General features: G+C 69.0%; 11 protein-coding genes and 1 pseudogene. 8 read left to right on the top strand and 4 right to left on the bottom strand.

Going from position 1 to position 14,625, the window contains the following annotated elements; translation table 11 throughout:
- Positions 1–278: 278 nt before the first annotated feature.
- Positions 279–641 (top strand): hypothetical protein, encoded by a 363-nt coding sequence (locus CcI49_RS09985; RefSeq protein ID WP_006541685.1) that lies wholly within the window; start codon positions 279–281, stop codon positions 639–641.
- A gap of 241 nt (positions 642–882) precedes the next feature.
- Here CcI49_RS09985 and CcI49_RS09980 read toward each other — a convergent pair whose 3' ends face one another.
- Positions 883–2,340 carry an aldehyde dehydrogenase gene (locus tag CcI49_RS09980; protein WP_076825845.1) on the bottom strand — a complete coding sequence of 486 codons (1,458 nt, stop codon included), beginning with the start codon at positions 2,338–2,340 and terminating at the stop codon, positions 883–885.
- Between the two features lie 721 nt (positions 2,341–3,061).
- Here CcI49_RS09980 and CcI49_RS09975 point away from each other — a divergent pair.
- The gene (locus CcI49_RS09975) at positions 3,062–3,940 is read left to right on the top strand and encodes a CoA ester lyase (protein ID WP_076825969.1); all 879 of its coding nucleotides are present in this window, start codon (positions 3,062–3,064) and stop codon (positions 3,938–3,940) included.
- 212 nt (positions 3,941–4,152) lie between these two features.
- Positions 4,153–4,923, top strand: a complete 771-nt coding sequence (locus CcI49_RS09970; RefSeq protein ID WP_198955487.1) for an SDR family oxidoreductase — start codon at positions 4,153–4,155, stop codon at positions 4,921–4,923.
- Positions 4,924–4,994: 71 nt separating this feature from the next.
- On the opposite strand, the gene CcI49_RS09965 is transcribed toward CcI49_RS09970, so the two are convergent.
- The gene (locus tag CcI49_RS09965) at positions 4,995–5,972 is read right to left on the bottom strand and encodes a TIGR03621 family F420-dependent LLM class oxidoreductase (protein ID WP_054570857.1); all 978 of its coding nucleotides are present in this window, start codon (positions 5,970–5,972) and stop codon (positions 4,995–4,997) included.
- Between the two features lie 228 nt (positions 5,973–6,200).
- Here CcI49_RS09965 and CcI49_RS09960 point away from each other — a divergent pair, with 228 nt between their 5' ends.
- The 5 genes from CcI49_RS09960 (at position 6,201) to CcI49_RS09940 (ending at position 10,841) form a co-directional block, all read left to right on the top strand.
- Positions 6,201–7,391 carry a CoA transferase gene (locus CcI49_RS09960; RefSeq protein ID WP_076825843.1) on the top strand — a complete coding sequence of 397 codons (1,191 nt, stop codon included), beginning with the start codon at positions 6,201–6,203 and terminating at the stop codon, positions 7,389–7,391.
- A 46-nt stretch (positions 7,392–7,437) separates the two neighbouring features.
- The gene (locus CcI49_RS09955; protein WP_076825840.1) at positions 7,438–8,733 is read left to right on the top strand and encodes an aromatic ring-hydroxylating dioxygenase subunit alpha; all 1,296 of its coding nucleotides are present in this window, start codon (positions 7,438–7,440) and stop codon (positions 8,731–8,733) included.
- Positions 8,734–8,747: 14 nt separating this feature from the next.
- A complete protein-coding gene (locus CcI49_RS09950; RefSeq protein ID WP_054570855.1) occupies positions 8,748–9,128 on the top strand; it encodes a hypothetical protein in 381 nt (126 codons plus the stop codon).
- 14 nt (positions 9,129–9,142) lie between these two features.
- Positions 9,143–9,976 carry a TauD/TfdA family dioxygenase gene (locus CcI49_RS09945; RefSeq protein ID WP_054570854.1) on the top strand — a complete coding sequence of 278 codons (834 nt, stop codon included), beginning with the start codon at positions 9,143–9,145 and terminating at the stop codon, positions 9,974–9,976.
- Between the two features lie 112 nt (positions 9,977–10,088).
- Positions 10,089–10,841 (top strand): SDR family NAD(P)-dependent oxidoreductase, encoded by a 753-nt coding sequence (locus tag CcI49_RS09940; RefSeq protein ID WP_076825838.1) that lies wholly within the window; start codon positions 10,089–10,091, stop codon positions 10,839–10,841.
- A gap of 146 nt (positions 10,842–10,987) precedes the next feature.
- Here CcI49_RS09940 and CcI49_RS44410 read toward each other — a convergent pair whose 3' ends face one another.
- Both CcI49_RS44410 and CcI49_RS44405 read right to left on the bottom strand, forming a co-directional pair.
- Positions 10,988–12,178 carry an amidohydrolase family protein gene (locus CcI49_RS44410; protein ID WP_054570852.1) on the bottom strand — a complete coding sequence of 397 codons (1,191 nt, stop codon included), beginning with the start codon at positions 12,176–12,178 and terminating at the stop codon, positions 10,988–10,990.
- A 501-nt stretch (positions 12,179–12,679) separates the two neighbouring features.
- Positions 12,680–14,362, bottom strand: a pseudogene (locus CcI49_RS44405) (protein kinase); the annotation flags it as partial.
- Between the last annotated feature and the right edge of the window lie 263 nt (positions 14,363–14,625).

Genomic DNA, 14,625 nt, shown 5'->3' with positions numbered 1-14,625 from the left:
GGGGCCCACGAGGCCGGTGGCCGGTGCGCCCGTTTGTACCTGCCGATCGGCCGGATTACACCTGCCGGTCGGCACGGTGGCACCAACGGACCGGCCGGGCAACGTAGCACGGGTCACCCGACCGGCGGGCACCGAACAGCCCGTCCTGTTACAGCGAACACACCATTCGGCGGGCTGTATTCTGGCAAACACTTAGCGTAACGCGGCGAACCTCACCATGACGACAGCCGCAAAAGTAGGCATTGTTGAAGTTAAGCGAAATCGAGAAAGGTGATGCAATGCATTCTGTGACCTCTCCCACGGCCGCGGTGCAGGCGAAGAGCCGGTTAGCCGGTGACGTCCCGCGCCAGCCTCAGCGCCGGCACCGGGACAAGGTGAGCCGTGCCGACCGAACCCTCATCGCCGTCCGCGACGCCCTGGCCCGGGCCGACCGACCGGTACGCGCGCGCGTCCTCGCCCTCGACCTCGGCCTCCCGGCCGCCGAGGTGACCGCCGGACTGCGCAGGCTGCAGGACAGCGGTGCCGCCCTCTCCCACGCTCGTCGCTGGGTCGCCGTCGACCCGTCGTCCAGCCCCGCCGCGCCCGCCGCGCCGGGCTGTGATCGCTCCGGCCCCAGCCAGCCAGGTCACAACCAGCTGTGACCTCCTACTGCTGAGCTCCCGGCAACGCCGGCCTTCCCGGTAACGCCGAGCTCCCCCATAACCGCGCCGCTCGCCCGCGAGCGGACGCAGGGCACAGGACGCGGTGTCGTCGCGACCGGTCACGCGACACGCTCGCGCCCACCCACGGACTGGGTTCCAGCGCCTGCCCGGGGGCCGCGTCAACGGCCCCGAGGCAGGCGGAACCCGGTCGGTTCCCGGTGACCGGTCCAGCCGACGACGTTCAGGATGCCGGGGCCACCGAGATCGACTTCACGTCGAGGTAGCCCTCGATGCCCTCACGGCCCAGCTCACGCCCGATCCCGCTGGCCTTGACCCCACCAAACGGCGCGTTCGGGTCCATGCTGTAGGCCTGGTTGACGCCGAAGGTGCCGCTGCGGACCTTTCGTGCCACCGCGAGCCCGCGCTCGATGTCGGACGTCCACACCGAGCCGGACAGCCCGTACTCGGTGGCGTCCGCGATGCGTACCGCCTCGGCGTCGTCGCCGTACGGCAGCACCGTCAGGACCGGGCCGAAGATCTCCTCCCTGGCGACCCGCATGCCGCTGTCGACGTCGGCGAAGACGGTCGGACGCACGTACCAGCCGCTCTCGACACCGGCCGGCAGATCGCTGCCGCCGGTGACCAGCCGGGCACCTTCCTTCTGGCCCTCCTCGATGTAGCCGCGCACCCGCCCCTGCTGACGCTGGGCGACCATCGGGCCGACCTTCGTCGCCGGGTCGGACGGATCACCGACCGGCAGCGACTCGACCATCGAGACCAGCGCGTCGAGGTACTCGCTGTACCGCGACCGGGGGACGAGGATCCGGGTCTGGGCGACGCACGCCTGCCCGCTGTTCATCAGCCCGGCGATCTCCACCCCTGCCGCCACCGCGGCCGGGTCTGCGTCGTCGAGCACCACGGCCGCGGACTTGCCGCCGAGCTCCAGGCTGACCCGCTTGAGGTTCGACCCGCACGACGCGGCGACCAGGCGGCCGGCCGCCGTCGACCCGGTGAACGACACCTTGTCCACGCCCGGATGTGACACGAGGTACTCGCCCAGGTCCCGGTCGCCGGGCAGCACGCTGACGACCCCCGGCGGCAGCCCCGCCTCGGTGAGCAGGTCTGCCAGCACGTAGGCGTCCAGCGGCGTCTCCGGGGACGGCTTCAGCACCACCGAGCACCCGGCGAGCAGCGCCGGCACCAGCTTCCCGACGGTCAGGAACAACGGCATGTTCCACGGGACGATGGCGGCGACGACGCCGATCGGCTCCTTGCGGACGATGATGTCCTGCCCGTAGAAGCCCTTGCGCGGCTCCTCCCACGCCAGGTTCACCGCGATGTCGGCGAACGCGCCCATCATCATCCAGGGCAGTGCCACATGGGACAGCTTCGCGAACGAGATCGGCGCACCCATCTCGGCGCTGATCAGCTCGGCGAGCTCCTTGCGGCGCGGCTTCACCAGACCGGCCAGCCGCCGGACGACCTCGGCGCGCTCCGCCGGGTCGAGACGCGGCCAGGGGCCTTCGTCGAAGGCGAGGCGCGCCGCGGCCACCGCCCGGTCGACGTCCGCGTTGCCGGCCGCCGCGATGCGGGCGATGACCTGCTCGGTGTGCGGCGAGACGACCTCGATCACGCCCGCGCCCGTGCCCGCCGGCGCGACCCACTCGCCCCCGATGAACAGATGTTCTTGCTCCTGCATGAGTCCCTCCGGACACGGCCCGCAGTAGTGGTCAGTCATTGATGAGCAACATCTCCGGACATGCCGACGATCCCGGCATCCCACCGCGCCCTCGGCACCGCACCGCATCGCGTCGCACGGCACCGCGCCGCATCGCGCCGCGGCCCACCCGCCCGCCGCGCAGCCGCGCAGCCGCGCAGCCGCGCAGCCGCGCACGGTTGCAGTTGCCATGCGACAACACTAACGTTGCAGACAAAGTCGAACAACCGAATCCAACTCCCTCCCACTCCATGGGAAAGTGATCCACCCAGAGAAAACCAGCCGCGCGGCCGTGGGCGCTCCCACGCCGATCGCATGCCTTCCCACCGAGGGTGATCAGTGGGCGGTCCGCCGACACCGCCCCAGCCGACCCACCCACCAGCACAGCACGACACCGGAAGTCGATGCCGAACGATCCCCGGGATCGAAATCGGATCAGATCTACAACATCAATGAAGCACCGCGATGGGATCACAGCTCTTTCGAGCCCCTTCCCGCGAGCTGATTCGGACGGGCCTTCCCGGCTCGTTCGGGAGATCACCGAAGCAGCCGCGGAATTTGTCGTCATCTGGCCGGGAATCCCGGCCGGAGCAGGAACAGGGAGGCAGTTTTGCCCGCACCAGACGTGCCCGAATCCCCGGCCTCGGCGGATCCGGCCACGGTGGCCACCGACGCCGGCCGGCCACGCGCCCGCCGGTCCGAGCTGGCCACTCCGGCCAGCAGCGCAAAAATGTGCGAGAAAGCCGCGGCCTCTAACGCCGACCTGGTTTTTCTCGACCTGGAGGACGCCTGYGCGCCAGCGGCGAAGGAGGCGGCCCGGGGCATCGCCGTAGCCGCGCTCACGGGTCTGGAGTGGGGGCGGACCGTTCGCGCCGTCAGGGTGAACGGCCTGGACACGCCCTGGTGCCATGACGACATCATCGAGATCGTCACCGGCGCACGCGAGGCGCTCGATGTGATCATCGTGCCCAAGGCCCGGTCCGCGCGGGATGTCTGGTGGGTCGACGTCCTGCTCACGCAGCTGGAGCACAAGCTCGGGCTCACCCGGCGGATCGCGCTGGAGGTCCTCATCGAGGAGGCTGAGGGCCTGGCGAACGCCGCCGAGATCGCCCGGGCCAGCACCCGCCTGGAAGCGATCATCTTCGGAGCGGGTGACCTCTCCGCCTCGTTGCGGGCCCGGGTGGACGGAAACTTCGATCCGGTAGGGGATTATCCGGGAGATTTCTGGCATTTCGCGCGGGTTCAGGTGCTTGCCGCGGCGCGCGGAGCGGGCATCGACGCGATCGACGCGCCCTACCCGGCGTACCAGGACATCGAGGGCTACCGGCGCTCCGCCACGCATGCGAGCCTGCTGGGGTTCGACGGAAAGTGGGCGATCCACCCCGCCCAGATCTCCGTTGCCAACGAGGTGTTCGCCCCGACCGCGCAGGAGGTCGCCGAGGCGCACGAGGCGGTGGCCGTCTACCGGGCGTCCGAGGCCGAAGGGGTCGGAGCGATCGGGCGCGACGGCCGCCTCGTCGACGCCGCGCACATGCGCCTCGCCGCGAACACGCTGTACAAGGCCTCCCTCGCCGGCGCCTGACCCGGCCTGACCACTGGCAGTGGTGACGGTTGGCGCCGGCCCCACCGCCAGTGGCGGGGCCGGCGCGCCGAAAATGCGCACGACGAAATCCCGCCAGCCGCAGCGATTCATCCTGCCGGCTTGACGGGGACTTTTCCTGAACGACCTACGAAGCTCTCATGATTACTATCTCCGCATCTTCACTCCGCACGCATTATGTGTAAACTGTCGGCATGGTCGAGCAGATTCCCGATTCTTTGGCAGTGCGCCGTCTCGACGGGAAGGTCGCGGTGGTGACCGGCGCCGGCTCCGGTATCGGCCGGGCCACTGCACTGCTTTTCGCACAGGCCGGCGCCAGGGTCGTCTGCGCGGATATCAGCGGCCGTGAGGACGCTACCGCCGCGGCCATTGGTGACGGTGCGGTCGCGGTGCGCGCCGACGTCTCCGTGGCCGCCGAAGCAAAGCACATGATCGATACCGCCGAGCGCGAGTTCGGCCGACTTGACGTGCTCTTCAACAACGCCGGCTTCGGTGGTCCACCCAAGCCGCTCGCCGAAATCGAGGAAGAGACCTTCGACATTCTGGTCGCGGTCAACCTCAAGGGTGTCTTCCTGGGCATGAAATACGGGATCGCCGCGATGCTGCGCCATGGCGGCGGCTCGGTCATCAACACGGCGTCAGCCGCCGGGCTCGTCGGGTGGAAGGGGAAGGCCGGATATTCCGCCGCGAAGGGCGGGGTCATCCAGCTCACCAAGTCCGCCGCCCTGGACTACGCCGAGAGCAACATCAGGGTCAACGCCATCTGCCCCGGCATGACCTGGACCGGCCTCGCCAACGCCTCCGATGACTCCGCGCCGCCCGACGGCAGCAAGCTCCCCCAGCCGATGCGGCGCTGGGGCCGGCCACAGGAACTGGCCGCGGCCGCACTGTTCCTCGCCAGCGACGAGGCGTCGTTCATCACCGGTACGGCGATCCCGGTCGACGGCGGTTACGTCGCCCGCTGACCTCGCCCGGGTGGCCGCTCGCTCCGTGCGGCCACCCGGACCACCGGTGCCGCGCCCCGCGGCGGTCACCGTCACCTGCCGGTCAGCCGCTCGACGACGGAGGCGAAGCTTTCGATCTCCGACTGCTGGATGCTGACGTAGTTCACCCCGAACGCCTCGCGGCGTTCCTGCAGCCGCTCGACGATCTCGTCGGAGGACCCCACCAGCACGTTCGGATGCCGCATCAGGCCGCCCGCGTCCACCTTCATCGTGGCCGCGACCCGGCCGACGGCCTCCACTGCCTCCTCGGCGTCCTTGGTCACCCGGGTGAAGAACGGCGAGCTCTCGATGTCGAGGCCACCGAAGCGCTCCCCGGCGGCGTCCCGCACGTAGCCGACCCGGCGCACCGCCTCCTCGGCGGGCGTCAGGCCGTCTGAGTTCACCGGGACGAACGGCACGTTGGAGATGCTGACGATGTCGGCCACCTGCCCGGCGAGGGAGAGCACCCGCCGGCGGCCGCCGCCGACCATGATCGGTGGGTGCGGGCGCTGCACCGGTCGCGGCAGCCCCACGTAGCCGGAGACGTTGACGAACTCGCCCTTCTCATCGATGTCCTCTCCGGACCAGTGCGCCTTGAACAAGGAGATCGCCTCGGCGAGCTTGCTGATCCGGCGTCCCGGCGCGTCGAAGGCCACGCCCATGGCCTGGTACTCGGGCTCGCTCCAGCCAGCACCGATACCGAACTCGAGACGCCCGTCGGAGAGCAGGTCGATCGTCGCCGCCTCCTTCGCGAGGACGGCGGGCACGTGGTAGTCGACGCAGAAGACCCGACAGCCCACGCGCAGCGTCGTCGTCACCGCGGCCGCGGTGGCCATGGCCGCGATGGGAGCGAGGTACTGCGGTGGCCACCTGGCCTCCCGCTGCGCCGGCCCCGGGCCCAGGTAGTGGTCGGCGAGAAACAGGGTGGAGAACCCGAGGTCTTCGACCCGGCGGGCCAGGTCACGCCACTCGGTCGCCGACTTCGCCTTCGTGGCCTGGACCGCGAAGCGGAAGGGTCGCTCGTTCGTCACGGCCGGAGAATAACATGCGCGTCCGACTATAGGACGACCTCACATCTCGTGGTAGCGTCGTTTCCGGTCAGCTAGATCGTCGTTCTCATCCACCTTCCRAGAGGACGGGCCCATGGTCAAGGGGTCAGGGGCAGGTGCCGCCGCCCAGTGGATCGTGGGACGAGAACTCCCGGCTGAGCTGGGAATCGGCGCACTGTCCAACCGCGGGCACACCGGGAGCTGAGCAGCATGCACGCACTGCAGGGCGTCAGAGTTCTCGATCTGGGCACCTACCTCGCCGGGCCGTTCTGCGCGACGGTGCTGGGCGAGTTCGGCGCCGACGTCATCAAGGTCGAGCGCCCCGGCACCGGTGACAACCTGCGCCGGTTCGGCACCGACACGGACTGCGGCGACACCCTGGTCTGGCTCAGCGAGAGCCGCAACAAGCAGTCGGTCACCCTCAACCTCGCCGACCCGCGCGGCCTCGAGATCCTCCGCGAGCTCATCGCGACGGTGGACGTGGTGATCGAGAACTTCCGGCCCGGTGTCATGGAGCGCTGGGGGCTCGGCCCGGAGCAGATCGCCGAGCTGAACCCACGGGCGGTGCTGCTGCGGGTCTCGGCCTACGGGCAGTCGGGGCCGAACCGGGACCTTCCCGGCTTCGCCCGGATCGCGCACGCCTTCTCCGGCCTCGCCTACCTCGCCGGCGAGCCGGACGGGCCCCCGGTGACCCCCGGCTCCACCTCCCTCGCCGACTACATGACCGGGCTGTACGGGGTCATCGGTGTGCTGATGGCGCTGCGGGCACGGGAGAGCACCGGGAAGGGCCAGGTGGTGGACCTGGCCCTGTACGAGTCGGTCTTCCGCGCGCTCGACGAGATCGCGCCGGCCTACCAGCAGCTCGGCTTCGTCCGGCAACGGATGGGCGCTGACACCGTGAACGTCCTGCCGCACAGCCACTACCGGACCAAGGACGATCGCTGGATCGCGATCGCCTGCTCCAACGACGACATGTTCGCCCGGCTGGCCCGGGCCATGGAGCGCCCGGAGCTGGCCGACGCCGACCAGTTCGGCCCGAAGGCGAACCGGCTCGCCGCCCGCGGCCTGGTCAACTCCCTGGTGGGCGAATGGGTCGGCTCGCTGCCCTGCGACGAGGTGCTGGCCCGCTGCCGCCAGGCCCAGGTCCCGGCCGGGCAGCTCTACTCCATCGCCGACATCTTCGACGACCCGCAGTACCGGCACCGGCAGACCATCACCGTCGAGGAGTCCCGAATCGGACCACTCGCCGTGCCCGGTGTCATTCCCGCGCTCTCCGACACCCCGGGCGAGATCCGCTGGCTCGGGCCCGAGCTCGGGGCGCACACCGACGCCGTACTCACCGAACTGCTGCAACGGCGCCCGGAGGAGATCACCCAGCTGCGCGCCGACGGGGTGATCTGAGCCAGCGAAGTGCACGAAATCGATTCCGTGAAAGGGGATGAAGCCGATGGCCATCCAGGAACGGCTGGCGACCGGTCGTGGGAAGTACACGCCGGGTTACCCGGATCTCGACACCGGTCCGGTCGACTACGAGGACTCGATCTCCGAGGAGTTCTTCCAGGCCGAGCGGGAGGCGATCTTCAAGCGGACCTGGCTGAAGGTCGGCCGGGTGGAGCAGCTGCCCCGCAACGGCACGTTCTTCACCCGCGAGCTGGTCGGCCTCGGCTCCATCGTGATCACCCGGCACACCGACGGGCAGGTGTACGCGCTGCACAACATCTGCGCGCACCGCGGGAACAAGGTCGTCTGGCAGGAGCACCCGGGTAACGAGACCCAGGGCACCGCCCGGCAGTTCGCCTGCAAGTACCACGGCTGGCGCTACGGCCTCGACGGCAAGTGCACCTACGTCACCAAGCGCAACGAGTTCTTCGAGTCGCTGCCCGACGACCAGCTCGCCATGCCGCCGCTGCGCTGCGAGGTCTTCGCCGGGTTCATCTTCGTGAACTTCAGCGCCGACGCCCCGCCGCTGCGCGAGTTCCTCGGCGAGAAGCTCGTCTCCGAGCTGGAGAGCTGGYCGTTCGAGAAGTTCACCAACCACTGGTCCTTCCGGACCAAGGTCAAGGGCAACTGGAAGATCGGCATCGACGCGCTGCTGGAGTGGTACCACCCCGCCTACGTCCACGGCCGGTTCCTGAACACCAACGTGGCCGAGGCGGAGAAGCTCGTCCCGCCGATGGACTCCTACCACTACGACCTGTTCACCCCGCACATGCTGACCTCGGTGCCCGGCCCGCCCGTCCTGAAGAAGAAGGACGGCTCGGTCGGCCCCGCCGCCCGCGACATGAACTGGGCCTACCGGCTGTTCCGCGCCGGTCTGTTCGGCCCGGACGACGTCCGCGAGGACCTCGGCCACCTGGCCGGCAACCGCAACCCGGGCGGGATCCGCGCCTGGAGCAACGACCAGTACTGGCTGTTCCCGAACCTGTCGATCCAGCTCTGGGGCCGCGGCTACTACATCACCTACCAGTACATCCCGGAGACGGTCGGCACCCACGCCTACGAGGTCGACATCTACTTCCCCGAGCCGAAGACCGCCTCCGAGCGGCTCGCGCAGGAGCTCGTCGTCGACAGCACCGTCGAGTTCGCGATGCAGGACACGAACACGGTGGAGGCGACCTGGTCGCAGCTCAACAACCGGGCGCTGCAGACCTTCCACCTGTCCGACATGGAGCTGATGATCCGCCAGTTCCACAAGGTCGTCCGGGACGCCGTCGCGGCGCACCAGGCCGGCAGCGAGAAGTAGAGGGGCCCGCCGCCATGACCACCACCGTGGACGAATCCGGCACCGCAACCGGGAACGCGGCCGGGGACGTCTCGCTGCCGGAGCGGTTCAACGCCCTGGAGCCCTGGGTCGCCGACTGGGCGCTGGCCACCCGGGAGGAGCGCTACCAGAAGCGGCTCTCCAAGACCATCGACGAGCTGCAGGCGTTCTACGACGCGGTCGCCCCGCTCGCCGAGGACGCGATCGCGTACCTCGACACCCGCGACGTGCACGCGCTGTCCGACCAGGACACCCGCCTGCTGCACCTGCTCTACTCGATGATCATGACGTCCTACCCGGTCAACATCTTCAAGCAGCCGCGGATCCCGGACTCGGGCGCCGCGTACTTCGACACCGCCGTCGAACCGGCCCTCTGAGAAGGCGAACCGCGATGGGCGTCACCACAAGGAAGATCACCCCGAACACGGGGACGGAGTTCAGCGGGCTGACGGGCACCCAGCTCGTCGACAAGGGCGTCGCCGCGGACGCCCTCGCGGCCCTGGAGGACAGCGGCGTCGTCGTCTTCCGGGAGGCCGACATCGACGACGAGAGCCTGGTCGCCTTCGGCCGGCTGCTCGGAAACGTCCTGCCGCTGCCGATGGGCGGCCATCAGCTCAAGGAGATCCAGCGGATCACCCGCGACGCGTCGCAGAGCAAACTGGCGGCGTACCGCGAGGCCACGTTCTACTGGCACATCGACGGAACCACCGGCGAGGTGCCGGACAAGGCCACCCTGCTCACGGCACGCCAGATCTCGGGGAGCACGGAGGGCGACACCGAGTTCGCCAACACCTACGCCGCGTACGAGGCCCTGCCCGACGAGGAGAAGGCGCGGCTGGAGGGTGTGCGTGCCCTGCACAGCTTCACCGCCTCCCAGCTCGTGGCCAACCCCGACCCCTCGCCCGAGGAACGGGCGGCCTGGGACCGCAACCCGACCCGGGAGCAGCCGGTGGTGTGGACCCGCCGCAACGGGCGTAAGTCGCTGCTGGTCGGGTCGACGGCGGGCGAGGTCGTCGGCCTGCCCGCGGACGAGAGCCGGGCGCTGCTCGACCGCCTGCTGGACTGGGCGACCCAGCCGCAGTTCGTCCTCCGGCACCGCTGGACCCAGGGCGATCTGGTGATCTGGGACAACACCGGGATGCTGCACCGAGCCCTGCCCTACGGACCGACGTCCTCCAGACTGATGCACCGTGCATCACTGGCCGGCGAGGAGCCCGTCGCGTAATGCTGTTCGCATGGTGCGAGAGCGCGTCAACCGCCTGGTGGTTCACTCGCTCTCGCACCCTCGAGGGATCACAGCGACGTAGCAACCAGCTACCACAGGGAGGTTCGGCACAGTGACCGAACGACGCACGGCAGTCGTCACCGGGGGTGGCTCGGGCATCGGGCGCGCCATCAGCCTCCGGCTGGCCGAGGACGGCTTCGCGACCGCCGTACTCGACCTCAACGAGGAGGCCGCCCAGGTCGTGGCCGAGGAGGCCCGCCAGAAGGGCGGCGAGGCCACCGCGTTCGCTGTCGACGTCTCCGACCGCGCGAAGGTCAACGCCGCGCTCGAAAAGGTGCGGAACACCTACGGCCCCATCCTGGTCCTCGTCAACAACGCCGGGATCACCGGTTTCAAGGAGTTCCTGAAGATCACCGACCCGGTCTGGGACCGGATCATCGCGGTGAACCTCAGCGGGCCGCTCTACTGCACCCAGAACGCCGTGCCGGACATGATCGAGGCGGGCTGGGGGCGGATCGTCAACATCTCGTCGTCCAGCGCCCAGTCCGGGCAGCAGTACATGGTGCACTACGTGTCGACCAAGGCCGGCCTGATCGGTATGACCAAGTCGCTCGCCCTCGAGCTCGGGCCGAAGGGGATCACCGTCAACACGATCCCGCCGGGCTTCGTCGACACCCCGATGCTGCGGGCGTCCGAGGAGCGCGGCCTGCTCGGCGGAAGCGTCGACAAGCACGCCGACCTCACCCCCGTCCGGCGCCCCGGCAAGCCCGAGGACATCGCCGCGGCCGCGTCCTTCCTCATCTCCGAGGAGGCCGGCTACATCACCGGGCAGGTCATCGGCGTCAACGGCGGCCGCAACACCTGAGCGAACCGCCGTCAGCACCAGAGCCGGCACCGCGGTCAGCACCGCGGCCCGGCGCCGCGGTCAAGCACCGCCGCGGTCGGCACTGCGGTCAGCACCGCGGCCCGGCGCCGCACTCACCGATGCGGCGCCGGGCCCGGCCGGGCTCGTCAGGCCGGCACGCCGACGCCCATGAGCTGGGCGAGGTTGCCACCCATGATCTTGCGGACGAGCTCCTCGGGCAGGTGGGACAGCTCGTCGATGTAGCTCACCGGGTTGGCGAGGCCCTCCGGGTGCGGATAGTCCGAGCCGAACAGGACGTTGTCCTCGCCCAGCAGCTGCGCGAGCTCGCCGAGGTCATCCTCCCAGAACGGGCTCACGTAGATGTTCCGCTTCACGACCTCGACCGGGTTCTCCAGGAAGTCCTGCGGCATCTTCTTGTAGAGCGCCTTCATCGCGGTGAGCAGCGGGGCGACCCAGCTCATCCCGTTCTCGATGACCGCGACCTTGAGGCCCGGGAAGCGGGAGAGCGCACCGTGGCAGACCAGCGCCGAGACCGCGTCCTCGATCGGCCGCCAGGACTGCAGCATGCGGAACGTGTTCGGCTGGAAGGGCAGCATCTCGGTGCTCGAACCCATCCACTCGCTCTGGTACCGCGAGTAGCCGCTGTCGGACGAGTGCATCGCGACCAGGATTCCGGACTCCTGGACCCGCTCCCAGAACGGGTCGAACTCCGGCAGGCCGAACGAGCGCGGGCCGCGCAGGCCGGGGACCGGCGCCGGCCGGATGAGAACGGCGCGCGCGCCGCGCTCCAGCACCCACTCCAGCTCCTCGATCGCCCTGTCCACGATCGGCAGGGTGATCACCGGAGTGGTGAAGATGCGGTCCAGGCCCTCGTAGTTGAACTGCCAGGTCTCGTACAGCCACTCGTTCAGGGAGTGGATGACGGCGTGCACCAGATCCGGGTCGTCGCGCATGCGCTCCTCGATGAGGCTCGCCAGCGTCGGGAACATCAGGGTGCGCTCGATCCCCTGCTCGTCGAGCAGCTGGAGCCGAGAGGCCGGCTCTCGCCAGGCGTCGATGCACTTGACCGGCTTGCCGAAAATCTCCCGCCGGGACAGCCCGCCGGGGTTTCCCTTCCGGTAGTAGTCCTCCTGCGCACCGGGCCGGGCCACGACGTCGAAGGTCGGGTTCGGGATGTACTCACTGACCTGGCCACGAACCATGATCTTCGTGCGGCCACGGACCTCGACATAGTCGACCGCACCCTTGTACCGGTCGGGCAGGAATTTCGTCAACGCCTCACGCGTCTCGTAGAGGTGATTATCGGCGTCGAACACCGGAATATCTGAGCGGGCCACGCGGCGCCCTCCCATGGGTAGTCGGTCCGTAGACGTGGGTAGTCGGTCGCGGAGATTGGCCGGGGCAGGCCGAAGACGGTCGGCGCAGGCCGACCGTTCGCGATAAACACCCATATCCTGACTACACGGCGAGGCCGCCACGCGCCAGCGGTCGGCACCGCGCCGCGCCCCGGCGGCACGGGCACCGCAGCACGGGCACGACGAAGTGCAGACCCGATGCCCGCCGGACCTCCTGCCCTCTCGCCTCGGTCGAGCGAGGCGGAGGCGCACCGCCACCCGGAAGCTCGGTCCCGCGCGTGCCGCGTGCCAAGCCGAGCCCCCGTCCGCAGCCAACGGCCCATGACTCCCGGCTCCGATGACCTGACGGTTCAGGTGACGTGACGGTTCAGGTGACGTGACGGTTCRGCTGGGAACCTCGTCCGCGGAGCCGACCACCTTCGCCTCCCCAAAAACCACCCGCGAGTCATACCTGGAGTACCCCTCACCGGAGTCTCCGTCGGTATGAGTGATCTCGAGACGGAGTCGCAGGATTCCCCTTACATCGATGTCGATCGGGATGGATTCACCGAGCCGGATCGTATGATCGGCCAGCCGTTGGTTGTCTCCGTAGATACTGACCTGGTACACCGCGGTGCTACGAGCGTCATCCGCAAGCCCGACGACCGCCTGGAATTTCTGGAAATGACGCCCGAGATCGTAGTCGACCTTCCCGACGCGGTAGTTTGCGGCATACTTGTCACCCACGGCCCGGATGAGAATGCTACGCGTCCGCTGCTGGCCGTTCACCGCCACGGCGCCGGTCTCCACCGCTCCGGCGCTCTCCAGCGCCGTGAACTCGGAAAGGTAACGATCGACGCCCTGGGAAGCGGGATCTGCACTCTTCTCCGGCGACGGGCTGCTGCCACGAGTCGCCGTGGGCTCGCTGGAAGACGTGGGTTCGCTGGAGAACGTGGACTCGTTGGCGCTCACGGTCTGGGGCGTCAGGCCGTCACCGGTGGCCCCCTTGTCTGGCGAGTCGTTGTTCAGCGCCGTGAACACGACTGCCAGGAGGAGCGCTGCCGCGCACAGACCACCGACCGCCCAGGCCAGCTGTTTCCCACGCGGAGACCCGGCGGATGGAGATCCAGCAGTTGGGGGCGCCGACGGCGGGCCCCACGGCGACGAAGCCGGCGGAATGGGGCCGGTTGGAACGTGGCCGACGGTGCCGCCCGATGGCAGCGGTGGTGGAGGCGGTGGGGTGAGGCTGTACTGGGTGAGATCCGCGACCACGGTGGCCGGTAGCCAGCCCTCACCGATACGCAGCCGCTCGTCGGTGGAGGCCTCCCGACACAGGTCGATCAGCACTGCCGGGGTGGGCCGGCGCGCCGGATCCTTGTCCACACAGGCTTCCAGGAGCCCGCGGATCTGGTCCGGGCAGCGATCCCAGGCCGGCGGGTGTTTCTCGATGCGGTTGAAGACCGCGGCATCGGCCCCGAACGGCAGCTCGCCGGTGACCGCGTAGTAGGCGGTGGAACCCAGGGCGAAAATGTCCACGGCCGGGCCGAGGGCTGCTCCCTGGACCTGTTCCGGAGACATGAAGGCAGGTGTACCGACCCGTACCCCGGTCTGTGTGATCGCACCCGAGGAGGACTCGGTCGCCCGGGAAATGCCGAAGTCGATGACGCGGGGGCCGTCCGCGGCCAGGATGACATTCCCCGGCTTGAGGTCACGGTGAATGATTTCGGCCGCATGAATCGATTGCAATGCCTCGGCCACACCGGCGATCAGAACAAGGACGGTCTCCACCGGCAACGCGCCCTGGCGCCCGACCGTCACAGCCAGCGAAGGCGCCGCAACGTAGGCCGTGGCCAGCCAGGGCTGTGGGGCTTCAGGGTCCGCGTCGATGACGGGGGCGGTGTAGAGGCCCTGCACCCGCTGCGCAATAGCGACTTCTGTCCTGAATCGGCGCCGGAACTCCGGATCGGCAGCGAACTCCGGCCGGGCCACCTTGAGCGCCACCGGCCGCCCGCCAGGGGTGTAGGAAAGAAATACCGCCCCCATCCCACCCTCGCCGATCCGTGCCCGGATCAGGTATCCGCCGACCACCCGGGGATCCTGCGGGGCCAGCGGAGCGAAAACGGCACCCAGCGCGAACCCCGGCGTGCTCGGCTCACCTGCGGGCGCACCTGATGGCGTATTGATCATAGTCTCCCCGTAGTGCATGCATCCCGTTGCTAGGATAAATACAATATTCAGGTCGAACGGGATCTTAACAGTCATCCGGGAGACGAGAACCCTTGACAGCACAACACGGTCGAGGGCGTCTCGGCCGACTATCCGGGCCATCTGGCCAGAAATATCTATCTGGCCAGGTCAGACGACATTCGACTGTCGAACGGGCACCCCGACCCAGCCAGGCGACGACCGGAGCCACCAACATCATTCTCGGTTCGTAGAAGTTGATTCGC

Origin of the sequence: Frankia sp. CcI49 (assembly GCF_001983215.1) — a bacterium.
GTDB lineage: Bacteria > Actinomycetota > Actinomycetes > Frankiales > Frankiaceae > Parafrankia > Parafrankia irregularis.
The sequence above is the reverse complement of the archived record's forward strand: the minus strand, read 5'-3'. Positions and strand labels throughout refer to the sequence as shown.

What these genes read in the sequence shown, in the direction of transcription:
- CcI49_RS09985 (WP_006541685.1), top strand. Translation starts at nt 279, where the DNA reads ATGCATTCTGTGACCTCTCCCACGGCCGCGGTGCAGGCGAAGAGCCGG.
- CcI49_RS09960 (WP_076825843.1), top strand. Translation starts at nt 6,201, where the DNA reads ATGCACGCACTGCAGGGCGTCAGAGTTCTCGATCTGGGCACCTACCTC.
- CcI49_RS09950 (WP_054570855.1), top strand. Translation starts at nt 8,748, where the DNA reads ATGACCACCACCGTGGACGAATCCGGCACCGCAACCGGGAACGCGGCC.
- CcI49_RS09970 (WP_198955487.1), top strand. Translation starts at nt 4,153, where the DNA reads ATGGTCGAGCAGATTCCCGATTCTTTGGCAGTGCGCCGTCTCGACGGG.
- CcI49_RS09980 (WP_076825845.1), bottom strand. Translation starts at nt 2,340, where the DNA reads ATGCAGGAGCAAGAACATCTGTTCATCGGGGGCGAGTGGGTCGCGCCG.
- CcI49_RS09945 (WP_054570854.1), top strand. Translation starts at nt 9,143, where the DNA reads ATGGGCGTCACCACAAGGAAGATCACCCCGAACACGGGGACGGAGTTC.